Genomic DNA, 19,121 nt, shown 5'->3' with positions numbered 1-19,121 from the left:
GCCTGAATGACTTTATCCAACGCCGCCTGCGGGGGCGGAATTACACAGGGACACCCATGACGCCCATCGCGCTCGCCAACGAGGTAACCACTCAGAACATTCTGTCCCTGCCGGACGTGGTTCTGCGCCTGAATCAATTGTTGGGGCGCCCGGATGTGACCCAGCCCATGATCGGCGAATTGCTGATGTCCGATCCCGCCATCAGTGCGCGGGTGCTGAAACTGGCCAACTGTGCCCTGTACGGCGGTCACGGCAAGGTGGACACCGTTTCGCGGGCCGTAAGCCTGCTGGGGCTGGAGCGCATCCGCGGCCTGGTGATGACCACCTTCATGGCCCAGGCCTTCGACGGCCTGCCGGAAGATGTCGTGGACATGGATCATTACTGGCTGAACAGTGTCGCGAGCGGGGTGGTGGCCCGGGCACTGGGCTACCGTTGCCGCATGTTCGACACCGAACTGCTGTTTCTGGCGGGGCTGCTGCTGAAGCTCGGCCGGCTAGTGTTCTATGGCGCACGGCCGCGCCAGTACCTGGAAGTCTTGCAGATCTCCGATCTGGGTGAGGAAGCCGTCATCGCGCAAGAGAGACACATCTTCGGCTTCGACCATTTCGCGCTTGGCGCGGCGCTGATGAAGCTCTGGCAATTGCCTGAAACCCTGTACAAGCTGGTGGAGGAGCAGGGCATGTCGCTGGAGGCAGCCAGCTTTCCCAAGGAACTGGCCATCGTGCGTGTGGCCAGCGCCCTAGCCCTGACCATCGAGCCCGGCCGCAGCTTGCCGGAAGATCCGGAACTATCCTCCATCGAAATCGACCCGGCGGCCCTCGAGCTACTGGATGTTTCGGCCGACTCACTGCAGTTGCTTTTGGCCGAGGCCTGGGTGCAAACTTTCGAGGTGATGGAGACGATTCGACCGAATATGGCCAAGGTGTTCTGAATCGGCTCGCCTCGATAAGTTTTTAGCGGCCCGGCGCGCGCCGCCGGATCAGGTCCTGCAAGGTGATTCAGTACAATCCCAAGTCCTGGTGGGGACTCATATTCAAGTTCCACCGCAGCGATACCTTTCGTGTGCTTGCGCCGGCCATGCTGACGGTGGCCCTGTACACCGGGCTTGTCGCCTATGCCTATGAAGCCAGGCTAGTGCCCGCTTTCCAAGGGACGACCCTGGTGCACTCTCTGCTGGGCTTCGTCATTTCCCTGCTGCTGGTTTTCCGGACCAACACCGCTTATGAGCGTTGGTGGGAGGGGCGACGTCACTGGGGCGCCCTAGTGAATGCCTCGCGCAACCTGGCGCTCAAGCTCGACGCGGCGCTTCCCGCTGAACATGCCTCTCGCAAGGTGTTTGCGGGCCTTATCAGTGATTATGCGGCGGTTCTGTGCGAGCATCTGCGGGACATTCCCATCAAGCGGCGCGACCCTCATATCAGCCACGCGCCCAACGCGGTGGCAGCCGCGTTGTTTCGGGAGTTCGACCGGCTGACGCACAGTGGCGATGTGTCCGCGCTGCAGGCGCTTACGATGAATCCGGAGCTGACCGCCTTTTCCGACATCTGCGGTGCGTGCGAACGGATACGCAAGACGCCGATTCCCTACGGCTACAGTCTTTTCATCAAGAAGTTCATCTTTGCCTATATCGTCACCATGCCGCTGTGCCTGGTGCATGATTTCGGCTATTGGGTCGTAGCCCTGACCACTTTCGAGTTTTATGTGCTGGTGAGCCTCGAAGTCATCGCGGAAGAGGTGGAGAACCCGTTTGGCCGTGACGCCAACGATCTGCCCACCAATGAGATTGCCGCCACCATAGCGGCCAATATGAGGGAAATTCTGGCTCCGGGAACGGACTTGGAGGCCTGAGCCGGGAGCAGGACGTCCTGGTGGACGCCCCGCTTCCGTCCACGAATTATTTCTTCTTCGGCGCAGTGACCTTGATGGACATGGCTTCCGTGTAGCGTGCCACCACGCTGTCGCCCTTGTGCACTTCGTTCAGGCGCTTAACCTCGGAGCCCGCCTTTACTTTGAATAGCTTGCCCTGTGGACCTTTCAGGGTGACTTCTCGGGTGTCGTAATTGATGTCTTCCACCGTAGCGACCAACTCCGTGGATTTTGCCGCGGTAATGCCGGGCTTGGCCCCTTTCGGCGCGCGCTCGGCGACGGTGGTGGTCTCCGCATCGGGGGCTACCCCGGGTCCGGTTACAAACAGTTCCATAGACTCGAGAAACTCGGCGGTCACGTCGTCTCCGACATGGATCTGCGGGAAGTTGCGCACTTCCGGTCCACACTTCACCTTTGCTGTGCGGCCGTCCTCGTATTTCAGGGTGACGATCCGTTTCTTCTTGTCGATATGCGTCACCTTGGCATTCAGCACTAGCAGTTCGGCTTCTGCGGCGCCAGGCTTTTCCTCCAACGCGGCGGGCATCGCTGGCGCTTCTGCCGGACTGGCCGCAGGCGCTGGCGCTTCCTCCTTGGCTTTGTCCTTCGCGCATCCGGCTAAGAGCAGGGTTGCGATGAGGGCTGCGACGGTCCGTCGTGCAAATTTCGGGGTGCCGAGATCCATTGTGTTCTCCTTTTTACTGTTATGATCGAGCGTCGAATCGGAAGATCTTAAGTGTCCGGGGTCAAGGGCCGGAGCTGCCTTGGACGGAGGTTTGTGAGGGTCCGTCACGGGAACCCGAGCCAGTTTGAACGCCCGGCCATCCAACCGGTCCAAGCTGGTGTCGCGATTCCAGGCCCAGTTTAGCGCGGCATGCTTCCAGGCACCACGCCGATCCGGGAAATATGCGTATAACCGAACCCTTGCTCGTGATTGGCCGGAGCCGTGCCATGACGAAGTACAGACAGATCGCGTTTATCCTGGCGCTAGCTGCGATTTTGGCCGGCTGCGCCGGTTCGCACTACTACGGGGGTGTCAGTTACAGTTATCCCTACGGGTATCGCGCGTACCCCTATTACAGCCCTTATCCGTATGCCTGGGGGCCGTACCCGCGCTACCGTCCCTATTATCGCCCGTGGCCGCGACCTTATTTCAGGCCCTACGGCGGCTGGCGCTATGGTGGCGGCTGGCACCGCGGTTGGCGTTGACGCCAACGTCCCGCCACTGTCCTTGGTCTTGCGGCGAATTGAGGCGCGCGTGGATGGTGCATCAAGGTGCTTGAATTCCCAGCGCGATCGCCAAGACTTTGCGAAGTTCATCGATCATGAGTCGGGTACGGGCTTTGTAGGCCATTACCGCCACCCGATCGACCGCAATGGCTTCGTTTTCCGCATAGCTTCGCCCGAGCACGTCGATCAGCAAAGCCCGAAAGCGGCCCGCCGCCTGGTTATGCTCGTCGTGAAACGAGAGTTCATCGCAGTAACAGAGGGCAGCGAGTAGCAGGTCGGGATGTCCAACGGCCGCGCGATGATGTCTCCGTAGCTGCGCGAGTATGTTCTCCGCTGCATCAAGTAACGCTGAATTGTCCAACTGCAGGGAGTTGCCGCCGGTACCGGATGCCATCGGGAATGCGTCAACCAGCCAGTCGCCGAAGTGCAGCACATTGCCGCGCCCGCGCCCATAAAGCAACACATCTTGCTCGTGCCGCGCGCCCCACAGGAAAAGCCTGTCAAGCAGGCATGCAATTTTGTCGTTTTGACTGTCGCGATCGCCGATTCCGAACAGGCCGATCGCCCGAGGCACATGATCCAAGAAGTTAAGAAGTCCCTCGGAGATCTGTGCGCTGTCCAAATCGCCCCCGGTTCCGACAATGGCAAGGTCGAAATTCGGGTCCGCTTGTTCGATCTTCCCGATATCAATGACGTTGAGTTCCGCGCCCGGCGGCAAGATGGAGTTGACCAGGCGCAGGCGCAGTGCAGCGGAGAAATGACTGGAACCCTCCGTCGCGATGAGTGCGATGCGCTTGCACGGCGGCGCGATTTGGCGGTCCGTGGACAGCAAGGCAATGGTACGTGAACCGACCGTTTCGGTGGAGCGGCAGTGCCAGCCCGTCTCTGTCAGGGTTTCGTTCAACTCCGAGGACGCGAGGCCGGTTACCAAGATCAGCGGTCGCCTGATTTCACGCAAGCGCTCCAGAAGCGCGATGAGACCCAGATGCGATGGTGAGTCATCGATTACCAGGACATGAGAGGCCACCTTGAGTGACTCGGCACCTGTCGCGAAACTTTCCTCTTCAAAGGAGATAAAGCTGCACTGAGGGGGAAGCCATGCTGCAAGTCCTTGACCGTCGCCGAACACGGCAATGGTGGCGCCCGCCGGGAAGTAGCGTGCCGCCCGTTCAAGCCAGCCCGTCGCAGGATTTTCATTTTTTCCACTTGTTGCGTTGTGCGCGCTTGCAAGGCCTTGTAATTCGCGAGCCACGTTGTCGATAACGGGTTCCCAGTCACCGGACTGGGTTTGACGAAACAAGCGCATGCTCGGATACCAGGGCGTATCTTCGCGTTCGGTGAGCCATCGCCAGTCCGCTGGAAGCGGCAGTAACGTCCAGACCGGCACGCCCAGTGCGCCGGCAAGATGAGCCACAGCGGTATCCACGCTGATCACCAGGTCAAGGCAGGAAATGAGGGCTGCCGTGTCGGCGAAATCGTCCAGTTGGTCGCTCAAATCAAGCAGTTCCATGCCTGGAGGTGGAGTCACAGCTTGTTCGGCTGCAGGCCCTTTTTGCAGACTGACGAAGTTGACGCCGGGAACGGTAGTGAGCGGGCCTAAGGCATCCAATCTCAGAGAACGGTTTCTATCGTTCTTGAACTCGGGGTTGCCAGACCAGACCAGTCCGACTTTGAGGCCAGTGAGTTGGTCCAGGCGTTGAGTCCAAGCACTTTGGTGCGAAGACTGTGCGGAGACGTAAGGAGTCTGAGACGGGATAGTGGATTCATCGTCTGTGAAGTACCGCGCCAGACTGAGAAGGGAGACATGGAGATCGGCATGTGGCAGGGGTTGGTCCGAGCCAATGAGTTGGTCAACCCCGGGCAGTGTCTCGAACAACTTAAAGAGAGGAGGATGGCAGCGTAGCAGTACTGTCCCGCCCAACGCTTTGACTTTGGGCAGATACCGCGCAAAGTGGATGGCATCGCCCAAGCCCTGTTCGGGATGGACGAGAAGCCGCCGCCCTCGAAACGACTGACCATCCCATTCCGGCTGTGGAAGCGGCAGCAGGCCATTCTCTGGCATCCGCCGTCGCCATTCGTATTCCCGGAAACCTTCGGAGAAGTGCCCTAAGTGCAGGAACATCAGACCGAGTTCATAGTGAGCAGTGGCTCTCTCAGGTTCAATGCGCAAGACGTCTTCCAGTAGCGCGGCAGCTTCTTCAAATCGCCCGAGTTCCCGCAGGGCAATGGCCCGGTTTTCCATGGCGGGCACGAAACCTGGGCGAAGTTGAAGGGCATGGTCATAGCTTGAAAGAGCCTGCTCAGGCTCGCCGGTCGCGCAGAGCGCAAGGCCCAGATTGTTGTGTGCCTCGGGCAGGTCGGATGCCAATTGAACGGCGCGGCGGCAATAGGGCAGGGCGTCTTCATGCCGTTTCAATTGCATCAGCTCGGACGCAAGATTGCAGTGCAGCGAACCATCTTCCGGGTATTTGGCGATCAGCTGACGCAGAATGGGTTCTGCCTCTCCATGACGCCGCTCGTTGATCAATCGCTCTGCCGTTGCGCGAAGTTCATCCCATTCGGCATTGACATCCGAAGCCGCATTTGAGTGGTCCGGAGGAGTCAAAAAAGTCCGCTGGCGCGGCTTGGCATCAGCCGATAGTTGCTCTCTGAGTCGCTGCAGTGCTGCGCCAAGGTCATTGGAAACCGCAGGCTGGGCGTGGCTATGCGTCGCCATAGTGTCGCGAGCCGGAACTTCCTTCAAGGACAAGCTCGGAACCTCGTTCCTTTGGCTTTCTAACTTCCCTGCGTTTGGCTGAGGAGCGGGGGAGGGTCGACTCGGTGGGCTTTGAAACTGACCGCTGAGCATCACAGAGCGGCGCGCCACGTTCAGGTTGTTCAAGGCGTCCCAGAAGTTTGGCTGAATTTTCAGCGCGGCTTCATAAGCCTCTACCGCTTCCTGCGGACGTCCAAGACTGAGCAGGGCGTTGCCCAGATTGCTGTAGGCGGACGCACTATTGGGATCAATCTTCAGTGCCTGACGGGAATAGCGGGCAGCCCCCTCAAAATTGCCCATCTCTCTGAGGACCATCCCCAGATTGATGTAGGCATTGAGGTAATCCGGCTTGATTCGTATGAGCTTCTCCATGAACTGCACGGCTTCGGTCCATCGTCCCAGTTTGATGGCGACGACGCCCAGCATGTTGATGGCATCGATATGGGTGGCGTTCTTCGCCACGATCTGCTTGCAGATAGCTTCGGCGGCGCGCCAGTTCGCAGACTCCGCATAATGGATTGCCTGCTGCATTTCCATGTAATGGTCCAAGACCACGGCAGGGGCTTTGGGCTTCTTACCAGATTTAGCTCTTTTCATGGCGTTCCTGTCCGTTGCGGATGCAGCGATTCGTCTCATCCAGCATAGACCGGATGCCGCCTTTCGTAATTTCCACGGGGGGCGTCTCGTGGGCGTAGGATTGGGAGCGCTGCTAGACCCCGAAGCTATAGGCCTTGGCCCATTCCTCCAAATGGTCTTCAAGCATCCAACCGTCAAGAACCCAGTGCTGTAACTCCTGGCCTTCCCGCTCGGCGGCATCAAGGTCGTTCACGCGCTCTCGAATCGCTTCGATCCAGGCAGACGGCTTGTTGCTGACACGCTTCACCGGTGCATCGCGGTAGGGCAGAACATCTGAGCAGACCACCGGCCACCCCAGAAAGCCGTATTCAAGCAGGCGCAGGTTGGACTTGCCTTCGTTGAACTTGTTGTTTTCGAGAGGCGCGATGGCTAAGTCGAGATTTAGACTGGCCAGTTTGGGCGGATAAGCATTGAAGGCACCGAAGGGATGGAATTCGCAGACTGAACCCAGCAGTTCGTCAGGACACATCCCGAAAAAAACCCAGTCGACTTCGGTCGCGGTCGCTTTCACCACTTCGGTGATCAGCGCCAGGTCTCCTCCATGTTGCATAGCTCCGGCCCAACCCACACGCGGCCTTTGTCCCTGGCGCGGACGGGAGGCCAAACCTTCCCATAGGAAGCGCGGAAGATAGTTCGGTAACAGCATGATATCGGCACACAGGTCCTTTGCCGACTGATAAATGGGCTGCGTCGAGGTCACTATACGGTCGGCCTGAGCCAAAATCTTCTTCAGGTTGCCCGGTGTGTGTCGCTTCTCGTATACCCCGCTGCCTTTCGGTACCGCTGTTACGAAGTCGTCCAAGTGCATAACCAGAGGGATTTCGGTGTATTTCTTCAACTGCCGCAGCATATCGAGATGATCTTCCAGCCCCAGGAAAACCGAGGTCGTGAAGATGTGTGGCGCGGCTCGAACGATCTCCGGCACCAAGAGGCTGCGGATCATGCCCATGCCTGGTGGGTAAACCAGGCTAGACTCCGTCGCCTGGGCCTGATTCAGGGCTTGCAGGGGAATTTTGACCCGGTATTCGCAGGGTGCGCCGTCAAGGGTCCAAGCGAGAATGCGGGTTTTTTGGGGTGGGATGCGTGGATCCCAGTTGACGACGAAGTCAGATTCGACCCGAAAGTCTCGGTGAATGAGGCTGAGGTGTCGGTTATAGGCGGGGTCTCGGGCCAGGTTGGGCAGCCACTTTTCAACCATCGCCTCGCGCTCGCGTTCAAACCGCTCTTGGGCCTTGAGCGCCTTGTGGGGCTGACGGGCCTCGGCCTGCTGGCTGGCGCTGCCATGATGTATCAGCATCACGTGCGGCGTCCAAAGCACTTTGTAACCCGCCTGGCCAACTTTCAGGCAAAGATCAATGTCATTATAGCAGACCTTGAATCGGTTTTCGTCGAGCCCTCCCACCTGCTCGTAGACACTGCGGCGGATTAGCAGACAGGCAGCCGTGACTGCTGACAAGTCCTGGTCAACCACCGCTCGTGCCATGTAACCTGGGTCATTTGGTCCGAGCAGACCCAGAAAGGGATGCTCCGCAATGCCGCCCAAGCCGAGCAATACGCCGGCATGCTGGACCTGCTTGCTCCCTGGAAACAGGAGCTTGGCCCCGACGATTCCAATCTCCGGGCGCTGGGCGTGATACATCATCAAGTCCAGCCAGGCGTCTTGTAGGACTTCAGTATCGTTGTTCAGGAGCAAAAAGTACTCGCCGGTGGCCTCCCTGGCCGCGAGATTGCAAATGGCAGAAAAGTTGAACGGCTTGGCGTATGTCAATACCCGGACCTCACCGGCATGGACCTTCAATGACTCGAAATACTTGCGGGTCTCCGCCTGCGTGCTTTGATTGTCGACAATTATGATCTCGTAGTCGGGATACTTGGTCATTGCCAGAATGCTGTCGACACAGGCACGCAGCAGATCGACTTGATCTTTTGTGGGAATAAGGATGGATACTTTAGGGTGGCCCTCAGGTAGGTATGTCACCCGCCAAGTACCCGGAATCATGCCGTCAGAGATGAAGCTCCTTATTTGATTACGTTCCAGATGTTGGAGCAGTGCTTGTCGGTGCGCTCCCGCTTCGGGTACGCGAAGGCAGTTTTCGGGCACATGGTAAAGTACGTCATCGATGTGCCCCAGCGCACTTTCTCCGAAACGGTCGAGAACGCGCAAAGCAAGGTCGTAAAGCATGGCGGCGTTCGAAACCGCGAGCCCGCCGACCTCCAAGAAAGATGTGCGGCGAATAGCCAGAAGTTCGCCAAGATAGTCGCAAGAGCGCAGCAGGTCCAAGTTAAAATCCGGACGCAGAAAGCCTTCCGCCACGCTGCGACCGGGAAATGTTACATCCGAATCGGTGTAATATAGGTGCGAATTTTTATTCAGCCGGCCGTACTGTGCCAGCATCCAGGGAAGGCGCATTTCGAACGCGACTCCGCAAGGGGCAATGATCAGCCATGTTTCATCGGCGCGGTCGGCCCGGGCCGTGATCGCGGCGTGAAGCTCGGCAGGGTCATCCACCTTTACCCACTCCAGGTTCTCCAATTCATCGAACATGGCATCGGGTGCAGCGCTGGTGCTGAAGATGCTCAGGCTCCAATCGGGCACAAAGAATGTTGCAAGAGAATCCAGCGTGTTGATCAGTAATGCCGGTGGCATCTCGCCCCCGAAAAGCATGAATCTGCAGCTGTCCAGGTCGTTGTCGGCGCTAGCACTATTCAGGGCTGCGTTATCGTGGCGCGTGCGCCATAGTTGGTAAGGCGAGCGCTCAACAGCTCTGCTTTCCCCATCACGTTCGAAGACCTTGCCCCCATCGCTCAGCAGCACATTCGAATTCGTTGTCAGTGTGGCGGCTAGGTAGAAAATGCGCTCGATTGCGTGTGCCGCGGTGCCGTCGAACTGCCCTTTCTCATCAGGAAAATCTGATGATTGGAGATTCAGATCGAGGAGGGGTTTCAATGCGTCGGTTCTTGCCCAGAACATCGAACCGGCCGGGAAGCGCTGATTAGTGAAGTCATACAGGGGTATTCCTAGCCTTGATGCAAGCTTGCTCACCAGGTCGATGTTTTTGGCCATCCGGAAGGCCAGCGGGCAGTCGAATGCCTCCCCAACGACAAATCCGTGCCCACTTGAAGCGTTGAGCCCCGCAATAATGTTATTGATCAGAACCGGATTACCGAGCAGACAGTTCAATTCGTCGTGGCGCCACTTGTCTCTCTCCAGAAAGATCGACGGGTCTATGCCGAGTTCGGAGCACTCCTGTTTGACACCGGGGGCATTCAATTGCTCGACGTGACCAGACCTTTTTGAGTGCAGCTTGCAGACGATTTCGAACCCGTCAGAAATAAGGCTTGGCAACAGGGAAAGAAAGGGCAGGATGTCACGTCCACGGTTTTCGTGTGGAAAGATCTGCGCATCCGGGAAGTCGAATGAGACCAATGCACTGGTACCTGAAAACTTTTCCGTAGGACACGTAACGAATAGGGTAAATGGCTGATCTATTTGTTTGATGGCATTCCGAAACTCCGGCCATAGGTCCTCGTAATACAGATGAAGGACCACGGCGATTTTGACGGGTGGGGCCACGGACAGGCCGGTGCGAGAATCGGTCGGCCTAGCGCGGACCAAGAACTGAAACGCCTGCAGTTCGAAAATGTCCTGCTCGCTCAGATCCTTAAGGACCAGCTTGCCGACGGTGAGGCTGCCCCCAGGCTTTACTTTGGGAAAATCCAATGTACGTGTAGCATCCACTTGCTCGATAACGTATCCGGTCTCCCTAAACAACTTCTCGATTTCGGCGAGCGTAAAAAAGCGGATGTGCGTGATGTCGAGCAGGCCTTCTTCCCGATAAGTCCAGTTGCCATGGGCCAGGTCTGCGAGCAGGCTCAGATGCCGGCTGTTGGGAATGCTGGCGATCACCTGCGCATCGACAGTCAGGTATGGCTTCAGTCGCTCCAAGACACCCCAAGGGTTATAAGTATGCTCGAGCACATCGGCGAGGATCACGGTGTCGATGGAACCTGGGTGTATGTCGTGATCGAGCAGATTGAGCTCTTCGATCCGCCCCGCGATGACCCGGTCCAGACGCTTACGTGCCAAGCCCAGGATGGACTCGTTCAATTCGATTCCAATGACGGTGGCCTCTGGAAATTGGCGCTTGATCGCTTCCCCAGTCACCCCGGCCGCGCAGCCGACGTCAAGAATCCGGTTGGGCGCGCGCTGAAACAGGGCGATGAGCTCGTGGCGGACGTGGTGGTGATATTCAGCTTGAATGTCTTCGACCGCTGAGCTGTGCGCATCCAGCGACTGCCAGACAAAGTGACGAGGGGCGGGCGGCATCGCGTCGGGGCCTTGACGGCAGGGCCTGGCCATTTCTAGCATCAGGCTAGCCACCCGCTCGCTCGCGGAACCGTCGAACCCGAGATTGTAGTAGCCGACCCGCGCATGGGCCTGCTGCAGTTGGTGCTCGCGAAACGCCGCGTCGGTGAGCAAACGCCGCAGGGCAGCGGCCAGTTGCGCGGGTTCGACCTCCAGGATGCCGGAGTCGGCATCGAACGAAGGGCCCAAGCGCAGACCATTAAGGTTCAGCAAGTTGATGGCCGGCACGCCGGCCATCATGGCCTCGACGCTAATGTTGGAGTCGCAGGCAATCAGAACATCGGCTGCGACCACCCATCTTGCGGTATCCGTGGTTTGATACCAGAAATCCTCCTCCTCCAGACCTTCGCGGCGGGCAAGCGCCAAGGCCTGCTCCCGACCGACCTGGACATAGTCGGCACCCGGCCGATCCTTGACGACAAGCTGCAGGGCCAGCCCCTCTGTATCAAGAAGAACCTTCACCGCGCGGAAAACCTGCCGCATCAACTCCGCTGGGATGCTCGTGTCGTGAATCACCGTCAGGTCGGCGGTCCATGTCGTCGCAAATACCACCACGGGTCGATCCGGAGACAATTCCGCCGAGGCCAGAAGTTCCTTGCGGACGTCCTCGCGCGCGGCGGCTAATTGGGGGTAGCCGTCCCAGGCAGGGTTGCCGGTGACGCGCAGGCGCTCATCCGGTATTCCCATGTCCTGGTATGGCTCCACACCGCGTTCGCCGAACACGGCCGTGATGTCGGCGTCGGCGTGACGGTGTACCGTGTATGGTGTGCTTAGGGCCAGTCCGTGGATCAGGTGCAGCGACGGAATGCCGCGCGCGCGTGCCCACGCCACGGCGCTTCTAGCGAACAGCATGTACTCTTCGTTTACGGCCAGCAGGTCGATTGCGTAGCAGGAAGATGCCTGTTCAAGAGCCTTGATCCATTGCAAGGCGGCGGGCAACTGCTCCTCCAGGGTTTCCAGGACCTTCTCCCTGGCTGCCAGCCCATTGAGCGGGTCCGTAACCGCCGACGGCTGCAAGGATTCCCGGCACTTCTGATAGCGTTGTTCAAATTCGCTGGCAAGACAGCCGTGATCCTCTGACGTGAGCAGGTCCTCCACCCGAACCAGCGCGGAACCGTGGCGATCGACCACGGACATCAATTCGGGGGTACAAAAGCCGTGGCCGGTTATCACGACGCGGCTGCAACGGGAAAGGTAACTGTCCAGCACGGACAGGTTTTTATCCCACAGGAAATAAAGAATGGCGGCAGGCTTCATAAGGCGTCAGCCTTTCGGACGTTGTAGCAAGCGACCAAGCGGTTCATCAACGCGTATTCGAAGCCGGGCGCCAGCGGGATGCCCGCGAAATCGAGCGCCGTTGCGGCCCCTGTCCCTGCCGGCCAGTTACGGCAGAAATCCATGAGCTGACGATCCGCCGCGTCCTGCCTACGCCAACTCTCCAGAGTGCTCAGCCATTCCCCGTCAATCAGGCCCTCCAGGTTCAGCGACGGCAATACTAGCCGCAAGGTCTCGAACGTCTGATATAGGAAAACGAGGTTCCGTGGGTGACGGAGGTGGCCGTTCAGCTCACGCCGCCAGTTTTCGTCTAGGGTCGGGATGCGGCTACGCAGAAAGGCCAGATCTATTTCACGGGTGGCGGCTTCGCGTTGAAAGTTGGACCATCGCTCAAACCACGCTTGGTTGCCATCCCTGTCTGGTTTGTTGTCGAAGGCGATCATAATACGCGGGGCTGCCAGTGGGGGCAGCAGGTTGACCAGGTTGGCGTCGATGAACGCGGCGAAGTTAAAGAGCGAGTCATCCGATTTGAGCAGGCCGAGGAAGCGCTTCCAGCTATGGGTCCTCTCCAAGGTTTTCTCCAGCCAGTAGTTTGGATAGCCCATGATGAAGAAACCGTAAGGGATGACGCTGACGATGGACAAGCCCAGGGAATCGGCCAGGTTGACGACGTCACGGCTAGAGAGGGCCATGTTGTAGCGGTCGAACTGGACGTTGTTCAGCTGCCTGTCTGCTTCCGGTTCGGAGATGCCATGTGCCGCGCAATAGTGGTCCTTGGAGAGGAGATCGAAAAAAAGTCGCCCACCGGGTTTGCAGACGCGCTGCCACTCGCGAAGGACTGAGTCCACGTGCGGGAAATGGACCAGTACGTTCAGTCCCATGACCGTATTGAAACGCCCAGCGCGAAAAGGTAGCGTGGCCACATCCGCCACTTTGAATTCCATCTTGAGGTCTCCAGCCAACAAGGCGCATTGCTTCAGCATGGCCTGAGAACTGTCAACGGCACTGACCTTGAAGCCCTGCCTGGCGAGGGGAATTGATGCCCGCCCAGTTCCGGTTCCTACATCCAGCAATTCTTCCCCCGCCGCCAAGGCAGAGCACAACCGGATTTCGATATGGTTCTTCAGCCGGTTGATCCCTGATTCGTCGCGCATGCGCTGGTCGTACCAGGCGACCATCTGCGGGTCCTTCCAGGCCTGCGTTTTCCACTGGATCAATTCATTCACTTGCATGTGACTGCCTCGTTGGAAACTAAATTAAATCCCAGCTTACGGGGGTACCCTTTGCGACATCGCTCCGGACCGGCCTCCCGATGATCACGTCGAGGTACTTGGTTGGCAACCCGAATCCTGGCCGTATCGCGCGGACATTCTCGGCAGACAAACGCTCGCCAGCAACCAAATCGCGGATGATGTAGAGGGAGCGGCGGAAAACCATGGATTGGCGTTCGGCATCGTGTGGGCCGTAATTGACTTCGCCTAGAGCTTTCCACGCCCGTTCGCTTTCGATCACCAGACTGGCCAATTCGCCTGGCTCCAGCGAAAACGCGGCGTCCACGCCACCGTCGGCGCGCGACAGCGTAAAGTGCTTTTCAATCACCGTGGCCCCGAGAGCCACAGCGGCCACGGCGGCACCGATGCCCATCGTGTGGTCGGACAACCCTACTTCGCAATTGAACATGTCGCGCATATGCGCAATGGTGCGCAGATGAGAGTTTTCCGGGCTGGCAGGGTAGGTGCTGGTGCATTTGAGTAGGATGAGTTCCCGGCATCCTGCGGCGCGAGCGGCCCTCACGGTCTCATCAAGCTCCGCCAGGTTGGCCATGCCGGTGGACAGGATGAGGGGTTTCCCGGTAGCCGCCGCCTTGCGGATAAGCGGCAGGTCAGTATTCTCGAACGAGGCAATCTTGTAAGCCGGTGCGCCGAGAGATTCCAGGAAATCGACGGCGCTCTCGTCGAATGGCGTGGAAAATGGAATGAGTCCCAGCGACCGTGCCCGGGCAAAGATCGGCGCGTGCCACTCCCAGGGAGTGTAGGCTTGGCGGTAAAGCTTATGCAGGGATTGGCCGCCCCATAGGGGATGCTCGATGTGGAACTCGCCTACATCTAAGTCCAGGGTCATCGTGTCGGCGGTATAGGTCTGAATTTTAAGGGCATGGGCACCCGCCCGGCTGGCTGCGTCGACGATGGCCAAAGCCCTTTCCAAGGACTGGTTGTGATTGCCGGACATTTCCGCAATCACCAGGGGCGGATTCGCGTACCCAAGCTCGCGACCGGACAATGAAATCGACGGTCTATGCAATTCCAGCCTCCTTCATGGCGCGATAGGCGGCTACCAATTCCGACACGGGCGTTTTCCATCCCTGTGTCAGCAGGTGGGCCACCGCTTCTCGGTCCTTGAGCCGGTGGCTGCTGCCTGCGCCGATTTGCTTCACGGGAACGGACTTGCCTGCGCGGATGACGGGCCAATGCTCACGAAACAATTCTTCCATCGCCTCGTTGAGGCACACATAACTGCTTGCCAGGGTCTCCTGAGCTTCCTGCATGGCGACCTCGCGCTGGGCGATAAGCGGGCCAGTGTCGAGCCCCGCATCGACGAAGTGAAGGCTGACACCCTTGGGGGTATCGTCCAGAAACGACCAGAGATTCGGGTCCGATCCCCGATTCCATGGCAAATAGGAAATGTGCAGATTGACAACTTGTTGCGGGAAGGCCGCGATCCAGTCCGGTCGGATCAGATGGCGGTAGCCATAACTGACGATAAAATCGTAATCAGGCCTGGACCGGGTGAGCGTCGGCAAGCGCTCCTCGGTCCGGCTAACTTCGTCGCCGAAGGTTTTCAAAAAACCCAGGAGGCTTAGACGCTCAGGGCCCAAGAGCAGAATACGCATTCAGATTTCCCCCATGGCTTGTACAACTCGTTTTGCCCCGAGGCCGTCGACCAGCGCCATGCCGGCCCGCGACATTGCGGTTCTTCCGGCGGAATCGTCGATCAGGTCGTGAACGGCGCGACTGAGCCCTTGCACGGTGAGGGTCTCAAGGCGCCCTAGGTGTCGGGCCACACCGATCCGATCCGCTTGTTCGGCGATGGCGTCCTGATTGTCGGCCAGGCTTACCGTCAGGGCGGGCAGTCCCATGCAGCAGCGTTCCCAGGTGCTGCTGCCCCCCGCGCCAATGGCCAGATCTGCCTGCGCCATCAGATGCGCCATGTCTTCCACGCCGTCGTGCAAAATGACGGAGGGCAGGCCCAGACATTCCTGTTCGAGAAGCGAGCGGTCGGATCGCGCCAGCACGACATCGATGGCGACCCCCGCTTTCCCGGGATAATGCAGCGCCGCCAGCGTCTTCTGCAGTGGCAAGGTGGTATCACCTCCGCCGAAGCAAACCAAGATCCGACGTACCCGAGAGTCGTCTGACCGGATATTGCGGGCGTCCACGAACTGTCGCCGCATTAAGGCGTACCGCGGTCCAAGCAGTTTCCGGCAGGTGGCCGGTGTGTGCTGGGCGTAAAGGTCGTGAATTCCGGATTTGAGATTCTGGTCGAGCAACAAATCGCATAAGTGTCGTCCGCCCAGATCGTCAATGGCGAGAACCCGTTTGGCATGTCGCCTCAGACAGTCTTCCCAGGCTGGGTCTAGTTCGTAATGGTCCACCACCAGCCAATCCCAATTGGTAGTTTCCAGTGCCGCCAGACAGGTGCGCGCATCAGCCGCTGCCGTCCAATCCGCATTGTTTGGTAACAGATACAGACGATGTCCGCCGGCGCGGATCGCCTTAGCGAGACTGCCGGGCAAGTCGCGGCAAATAAATGCCGTGTGGCTCGCGCCCTGGCGGTGCAGTTCCGCGGCGAGCGCCAGGCAACGCATCACATGGCCGCTGCCTATGGATGTCGAAGCATCGGCGCGGAATAGAACTCTCATTTCTGCCCAAGGCCCCTGGCTAGTATTTCGAATAGCACTTCGGCGCGCTGCCAGTCCTCCTCAGTGTCGATATCCTGGACCCGGTGCGAAGGTAACGCGAATCCCAGCGAAGCCGGGGAAAACAGCGCGGTATTATCGAGCCACGCTCCGGCGGTCCCCCAGTAGAATTGGCCGGCGTCGTGCCAAGCGGGCTCCAGGTCCTGGGAGCGGGTCTCCCGGAACTGAGGGTAAAGGGCATGGACGGCCCCGTCCCGGCTGAGGGATAGCGCCCGCTGGATCGGGAATTCGAACTGGGTTACCGAAAAAACGAACGACTTTCCAGATTCCACGAGCTTTCTGTAGGCTTCGGAAAGGTCCTGCGCGCGGACGAACGGCGCGGTAGCGTAGATGCAGCAGGCATGCTCGACCGGCTGACTGTGCTCCAAATGCCATTGGACGGCCTGTCTCACCACCGCGTGGGTACCGGTATGCGCATCGGCAAGACTGGGCGGCCTCATGAACGGTATCTCAGCCCCCCAGTGCTGGGCCACTTGCGCGATTTCCGTATCCTCGGTGGATACCATGACCCGATCGAAAAGGCCGGCGCTCAAGGCGGCCTCAATCGAATGTGCGATGATGGGGCGGCCGGCGAAAAGTCGGATATTCTTCCGCGGAATGCGTGCGCTGCCGCCACGTGCGGGAATCACGGCAAGCCTCATGACAAGGCATCCCGCAGCGCTTCCACCACTCGGATTTGGGCCGAATCAGCCAAATCCGGGTAAAGCGGCAGTGTAAGGGCTGCGGCATAGTAGGCCTCCGCGATTGGGAAGTCGCCGGGCTCGAATCCCAATTCCTGGTAATAGGGTTGCAGATGAACGGGGATATAGTGCACGTTGACGCCAATTCCGGCGGCCCGCATAGAATCATAAACAGCCCGGCGGCGGTAGGGTGTCTCAAGACGGATGACGTAGAGGTGCCAAGCTGATCGGTCATCGTAAATCGGAACCCGCACCGGCAAATCCGCAAGCAACTCGTTATAGCGCCGCACCAGCTGACGGCGAATCTCGAGAAAGCCGTCGAGCTTTCGCAATTGCGATGTGCCCAGCGCGGCCTGCATGTCCGTCATACGGTAGTTGTAGCCGAGCTCGGTCTGCTGATAGTACCAGTCGCCGTGGCTCTCACCATCCATTTCATTCGTTAAGCGGGTAATTCCGTGAGAGCGCAGACGCTCTATTCGGCGCATGAATTTGCCTTGGTTGCCCAAGACCATTCCACCCTCACCTGTTGTAATCATTTTCACAGGATGGAAACTGAATACGGTCAGATCCGAAAACGCGCAAGCGCCTACCGGCTGACTTTTGTACTGCGCGCCTAAGGCATGCGAGGCGTCCTCAATAATCTTGAACCCGTATCGCTCTGATAGTTCCCTAATGGAAGCCATATCACACGTTCTCCCGGCAAAGTGCACAGGCACCACGACTTTAGGAAGCCGCCCGCTATGCTTGGCCCGGTGCAATTTGGCCTCCAGCGCTTCCGCGCTCATGTTGAGCGTTTCGCCATCAATATCTACAAAATCTACTGCGGCGCCGCAGAAACGCGCACAGTTGGCCGAAGCGACGAAAGTGATGGGACTAGTCCAAAGAACATCTCCCGGCCCCAAATCCAGAGCGAGGCACGCCAAGTGCAAGGCCGCGGTTGCGCTGTTCACTGCCACGCCGGAGGCCGCTCCGCAGTAGTCGGCTACGGCCTGTTCGAAGCGGGGTATCGCAGGTCCCTGTGTCAGCCAGTCGGACCGCAACACATCGACCACTGCGGCGATATCTGAATCTCCGATATGCTGGCGGCCGTAAGGGATCATGCGCGTTTTCCGCGCCGGTCGGCGTGCCGGCGGTCGGGGTAGCAACCGCTTTTCGTGAGTAGGGAGCGAATCTCTTCAACCGAGAGAAACACCGGATTGCTGCCCGATGAATATTCGAAACCTTGTGGGACGGGGGAGCCGATCTCGTCGAGGGCATTATGGGCGTAGTCTGACTGAAGCCCGAAGAAGCGTATGGCGGGACGGATGACAAAATGGTCGGTGAATTCCACCGTGAGATGGCAATCATCCCGCGGGCACATCACTTCGTGAAGTTTTTCACCCGGACGGATGCCAATCACGGTTTGCGGGAGATGCGGCGCCATCGCTTTTGCCAGATCGGTAATTCGCGAGGATGGGAGCTTAGGTACGAAGATTTCCCCTCCCTGCATGCGCCGAAAGCTCTTAACCACGCACTGGATGCCTTCGTCCAAGCTGATCCAAAACCGTGTCATGGTAGGATCCGTGATAGGCAATTCTTTGGCTCCCTGGCCAATCAACTGCGCGAAGTAGGGCACGACCGAACCTCGTGAGCCTACGACATTGCCGTAGCGGACAACGGCAAATCGGGTCGATTGACTGCCCGCCACATTGTTGGCGGCCACAAACAGCTTGTCCGACGCCAATTTGGTTGCGCCGTATAGGTTGACGGGGTTGGCGGCTTTGTCGGTGGAGAGTGCGATTACTTTTTCGACGTTGTTGGCAAGCGCGGCGTGGATCACATTGTCTGCGCCATAGATATTGGTCTTGATGCACTCCATGGGGTTATATTCGGCGGCAGGCACCTGCTTCAAGGCTGCCGCGTGCACGACGTAATCCACACCTTTTGTGGCTTGTACCAATCGTTCACGATCGCGCACATCGCCTATGAAATAACGCATGCAGGGGCCGTCGAACACCTGTTGCATCTCGAACTGTTTGAGTTCGTCCCGGGAAAAGATCACTAATCGGGCAGGTTCGTAGTGTTCCAGAATCGTCCGGGCAAACCGCTGTCCAAAAGAGCCGGTTCCGCCTGTTACAAGAATTGACTTTCCGTTGAACATTACAGGCAGCGCTCCTTTTGTATTAGTAATTAAAATTTAGTGAAGGGCAAGTGGTTGGTCAAATGGAGCAGAAACTTCCAAGAGAGAAGGTGATTAAAAACTGTCATTTAACAGGGTGTTGAAAAACGACCCCCCACACACAATATGTAGGTCATATTTGTCATCGTGGCCTACTATTGACTGTAGGCGCATTGAGAAT

General features: G+C 58.4%; 13 protein-coding genes. 3 read left to right on the top strand and 10 right to left on the bottom strand.

The annotated features are described in order from the left end of the window. Positions 1 to 56 precede the first annotated feature (56 nt). Together EK23_RS14890 and EK23_RS14885 are read left to right on the top strand one after the other, a co-directional pair. Complete coding sequence (locus EK23_RS14890) at positions 57 to 932, top strand: HDOD domain-containing protein (protein ID WP_045226165.1); 876 nt, start codon at positions 57 to 59, stop codon at positions 930 to 932. Positions 933 to 994: 62 nt separating this feature from the next. Further along, positions 995 to 1,849, top strand: coding sequence for a bestrophin family protein (locus EK23_RS14885; protein WP_045226164.1), 855 nt, complete (start codon positions 995 to 997; stop codon positions 1,847 to 1,849). Between the two features lie 46 nt (positions 1,850 to 1,895). Here the strand turns inward: EK23_RS14885 and EK23_RS14880 are convergent, their stop codons facing one another. Next, a complete protein-coding gene (locus EK23_RS14880; protein ID WP_052808209.1) occupies positions 1,896 to 2,549 on the bottom strand; it encodes a hypothetical protein in 654 nt (217 codons plus the stop codon). A gap of 266 nt (positions 2,550 to 2,815) precedes the next feature. On the opposite strand from EK23_RS14880, the gene EK23_RS23335 reads away from it, so the two are divergent. Further along, positions 2,816 to 3,073, top strand: coding sequence for a hypothetical protein (locus EK23_RS23335; RefSeq protein ID WP_145998678.1), 258 nt, complete (start codon positions 2,816 to 2,818; stop codon positions 3,071 to 3,073). Between the two features lie 61 nt (positions 3,074 to 3,134). Here EK23_RS23335 and EK23_RS21900 read toward each other — a convergent pair whose 3' ends face one another. The 9 genes from EK23_RS21900 to pseB form a co-directional block, all read right to left on the bottom strand. Then, on the bottom strand, positions 3,135 to 6,446 hold the full coding sequence (locus EK23_RS21900; RefSeq protein ID WP_052808208.1) for a tetratricopeptide repeat protein: 3,312 nt from the start codon (positions 6,444 to 6,446) through the stop codon (positions 3,135 to 3,137). Between the two features lie 112 nt (positions 6,447 to 6,558). Further along, on the bottom strand, positions 6,559 to 12,108 hold the full coding sequence (locus EK23_RS21895) for a rhamnan synthesis F family protein (protein WP_052808207.1): 5,550 nt from the start codon (positions 12,106 to 12,108) through the stop codon (positions 6,559 to 6,561). Next, positions 12,105 to 13,358, bottom strand: a complete 1,254-nt coding sequence (locus tag EK23_RS21890) for a class I SAM-dependent methyltransferase (RefSeq protein WP_052808206.1) — start codon at positions 13,356 to 13,358, stop codon at positions 12,105 to 12,107. The genes EK23_RS21895 and EK23_RS21890 overlap by 4 nt, the downstream gene beginning before the upstream one ends. Positions 13,359 to 13,377: 19 nt before the next feature. Further along, the gene (gene pseI / locus EK23_RS14860) at positions 13,378 to 14,367 is read right to left on the bottom strand and encodes a pseudaminic acid synthase (protein WP_268748187.1); all 990 of its coding nucleotides are present in this window, start codon (positions 14,365 to 14,367) and stop codon (positions 13,378 to 13,380) included. Positions 14,368 to 14,419: 52 nt separating this feature from the next. Beyond that, entirely contained in the window at positions 14,420 to 15,016 is a 597-nt protein-coding gene (locus EK23_RS14855; protein WP_045226163.1) for a formyltransferase family protein, read from the bottom strand. Next, positions 15,017 to 16,045: a UDP-2,4-diacetamido-2,4,6-trideoxy-beta-L-altropyranose hydrolase gene (pseG, locus tag EK23_RS14850; protein ID WP_045226162.1), complete on the bottom strand. Its 1,029-nt coding sequence runs from the start codon at positions 16,043 to 16,045 to the stop codon at positions 15,017 to 15,019. It abuts the gene before it with no gap. Beyond that, positions 16,042 to 16,743: a pseudaminic acid cytidylyltransferase gene (gene pseF / locus EK23_RS14845; RefSeq protein ID WP_045226161.1), complete on the bottom strand. Its 702-nt coding sequence runs from the start codon at positions 16,741 to 16,743 to the stop codon at positions 16,042 to 16,044. Before pseF ends, pseG begins: the two co-directional genes overlap by 4 nt. Next, entirely contained in the window at positions 16,740 to 17,882 is a 1,143-nt protein-coding gene (gene pseC, locus EK23_RS14840) for a UDP-4-amino-4,6-dideoxy-N-acetyl-beta-L-altrosamine transaminase (protein WP_045226160.1), read from the bottom strand. The genes pseF and pseC overlap by 4 nt, the downstream gene beginning before the upstream one ends. Further along, a complete protein-coding gene (pseB, locus tag EK23_RS14835; protein ID WP_045226159.1) occupies positions 17,879 to 18,922 on the bottom strand; it encodes a UDP-N-acetylglucosamine 4,6-dehydratase (inverting) in 1,044 nt (347 codons plus the stop codon). Before pseB ends, pseC begins: the two co-directional genes overlap by 4 nt. Positions 18,923 to 19,121: the final 199 nt, after the last annotated feature.

Origin of the sequence: Methyloterricola oryzae (assembly GCF_000934725.1) — a bacterium.
Classification (GTDB): domain Bacteria; phylum Pseudomonadota; class Gammaproteobacteria; order Methylococcales; family Methylococcaceae; genus Methyloterricola; species Methyloterricola oryzae.
This window is presented reverse-complemented; position numbering and strand designations above follow the sequence as displayed.

What these genes read in the sequence shown, in the direction of transcription:
- EK23_RS14890 (WP_045226165.1), top strand. Translation starts at nt 57, where the DNA reads ATGACGCCCATCGCGCTCGCCAACGAGGTAACCACTCAGAACATTCTG.
- EK23_RS14880 (WP_052808209.1), bottom strand. Translation starts at nt 2,549, where the DNA reads ATGGATCTCGGCACCCCGAAATTTGCACGACGGACCGTCGCAGCCCTC.
- EK23_RS23335 (WP_145998678.1), top strand. Translation starts at nt 2,816, where the DNA reads ATGACGAAGTACAGACAGATCGCGTTTATCCTGGCGCTAGCTGCGATT.
- EK23_RS21900 (WP_052808208.1), bottom strand. Translation starts at nt 6,446, where the DNA reads ATGAAAAGAGCTAAATCTGGTAAGAAGCCCAAAGCCCCTGCCGTGGTC.
- EK23_RS21895 (WP_052808207.1), bottom strand. Translation starts at nt 12,108, where the DNA reads ATGAAGCCTGCCGCCATTCTTTATTTCCTGTGGGATAAAAACCTGTCC.
- EK23_RS21890 (WP_052808206.1), bottom strand. Translation starts at nt 13,358, where the DNA reads ATGCAAGTGAATGAATTGATCCAGTGGAAAACGCAGGCCTGGAAGGAC.
- EK23_RS14855 (WP_045226163.1), bottom strand. Translation starts at nt 15,016, where the DNA reads ATGCGTATTCTGCTCTTGGGCCCTGAGCGTCTAAGCCTCCTGGGTTTT.
- pseG (WP_045226162.1), bottom strand. Translation starts at nt 16,045, where the DNA reads ATGAGAGTTCTATTCCGCGCCGATGCTTCGACATCCATAGGCAGCGGC.
- pseF (WP_045226161.1), bottom strand. Translation starts at nt 16,743, where the DNA reads ATGAGGCTTGCCGTGATTCCCGCACGTGGCGGCAGCGCACGCATTCCG.
- pseC (WP_045226160.1), bottom strand. Translation starts at nt 17,882, where the DNA reads ATGATCCCTTACGGCCGCCAGCATATCGGAGATTCAGATATCGCCGCA.
- pseB (WP_045226159.1), bottom strand. Translation starts at nt 18,922, where the DNA reads ATGTTCAACGGAAAGTCAATTCTTGTAACAGGCGGAACCGGCTCTTTT.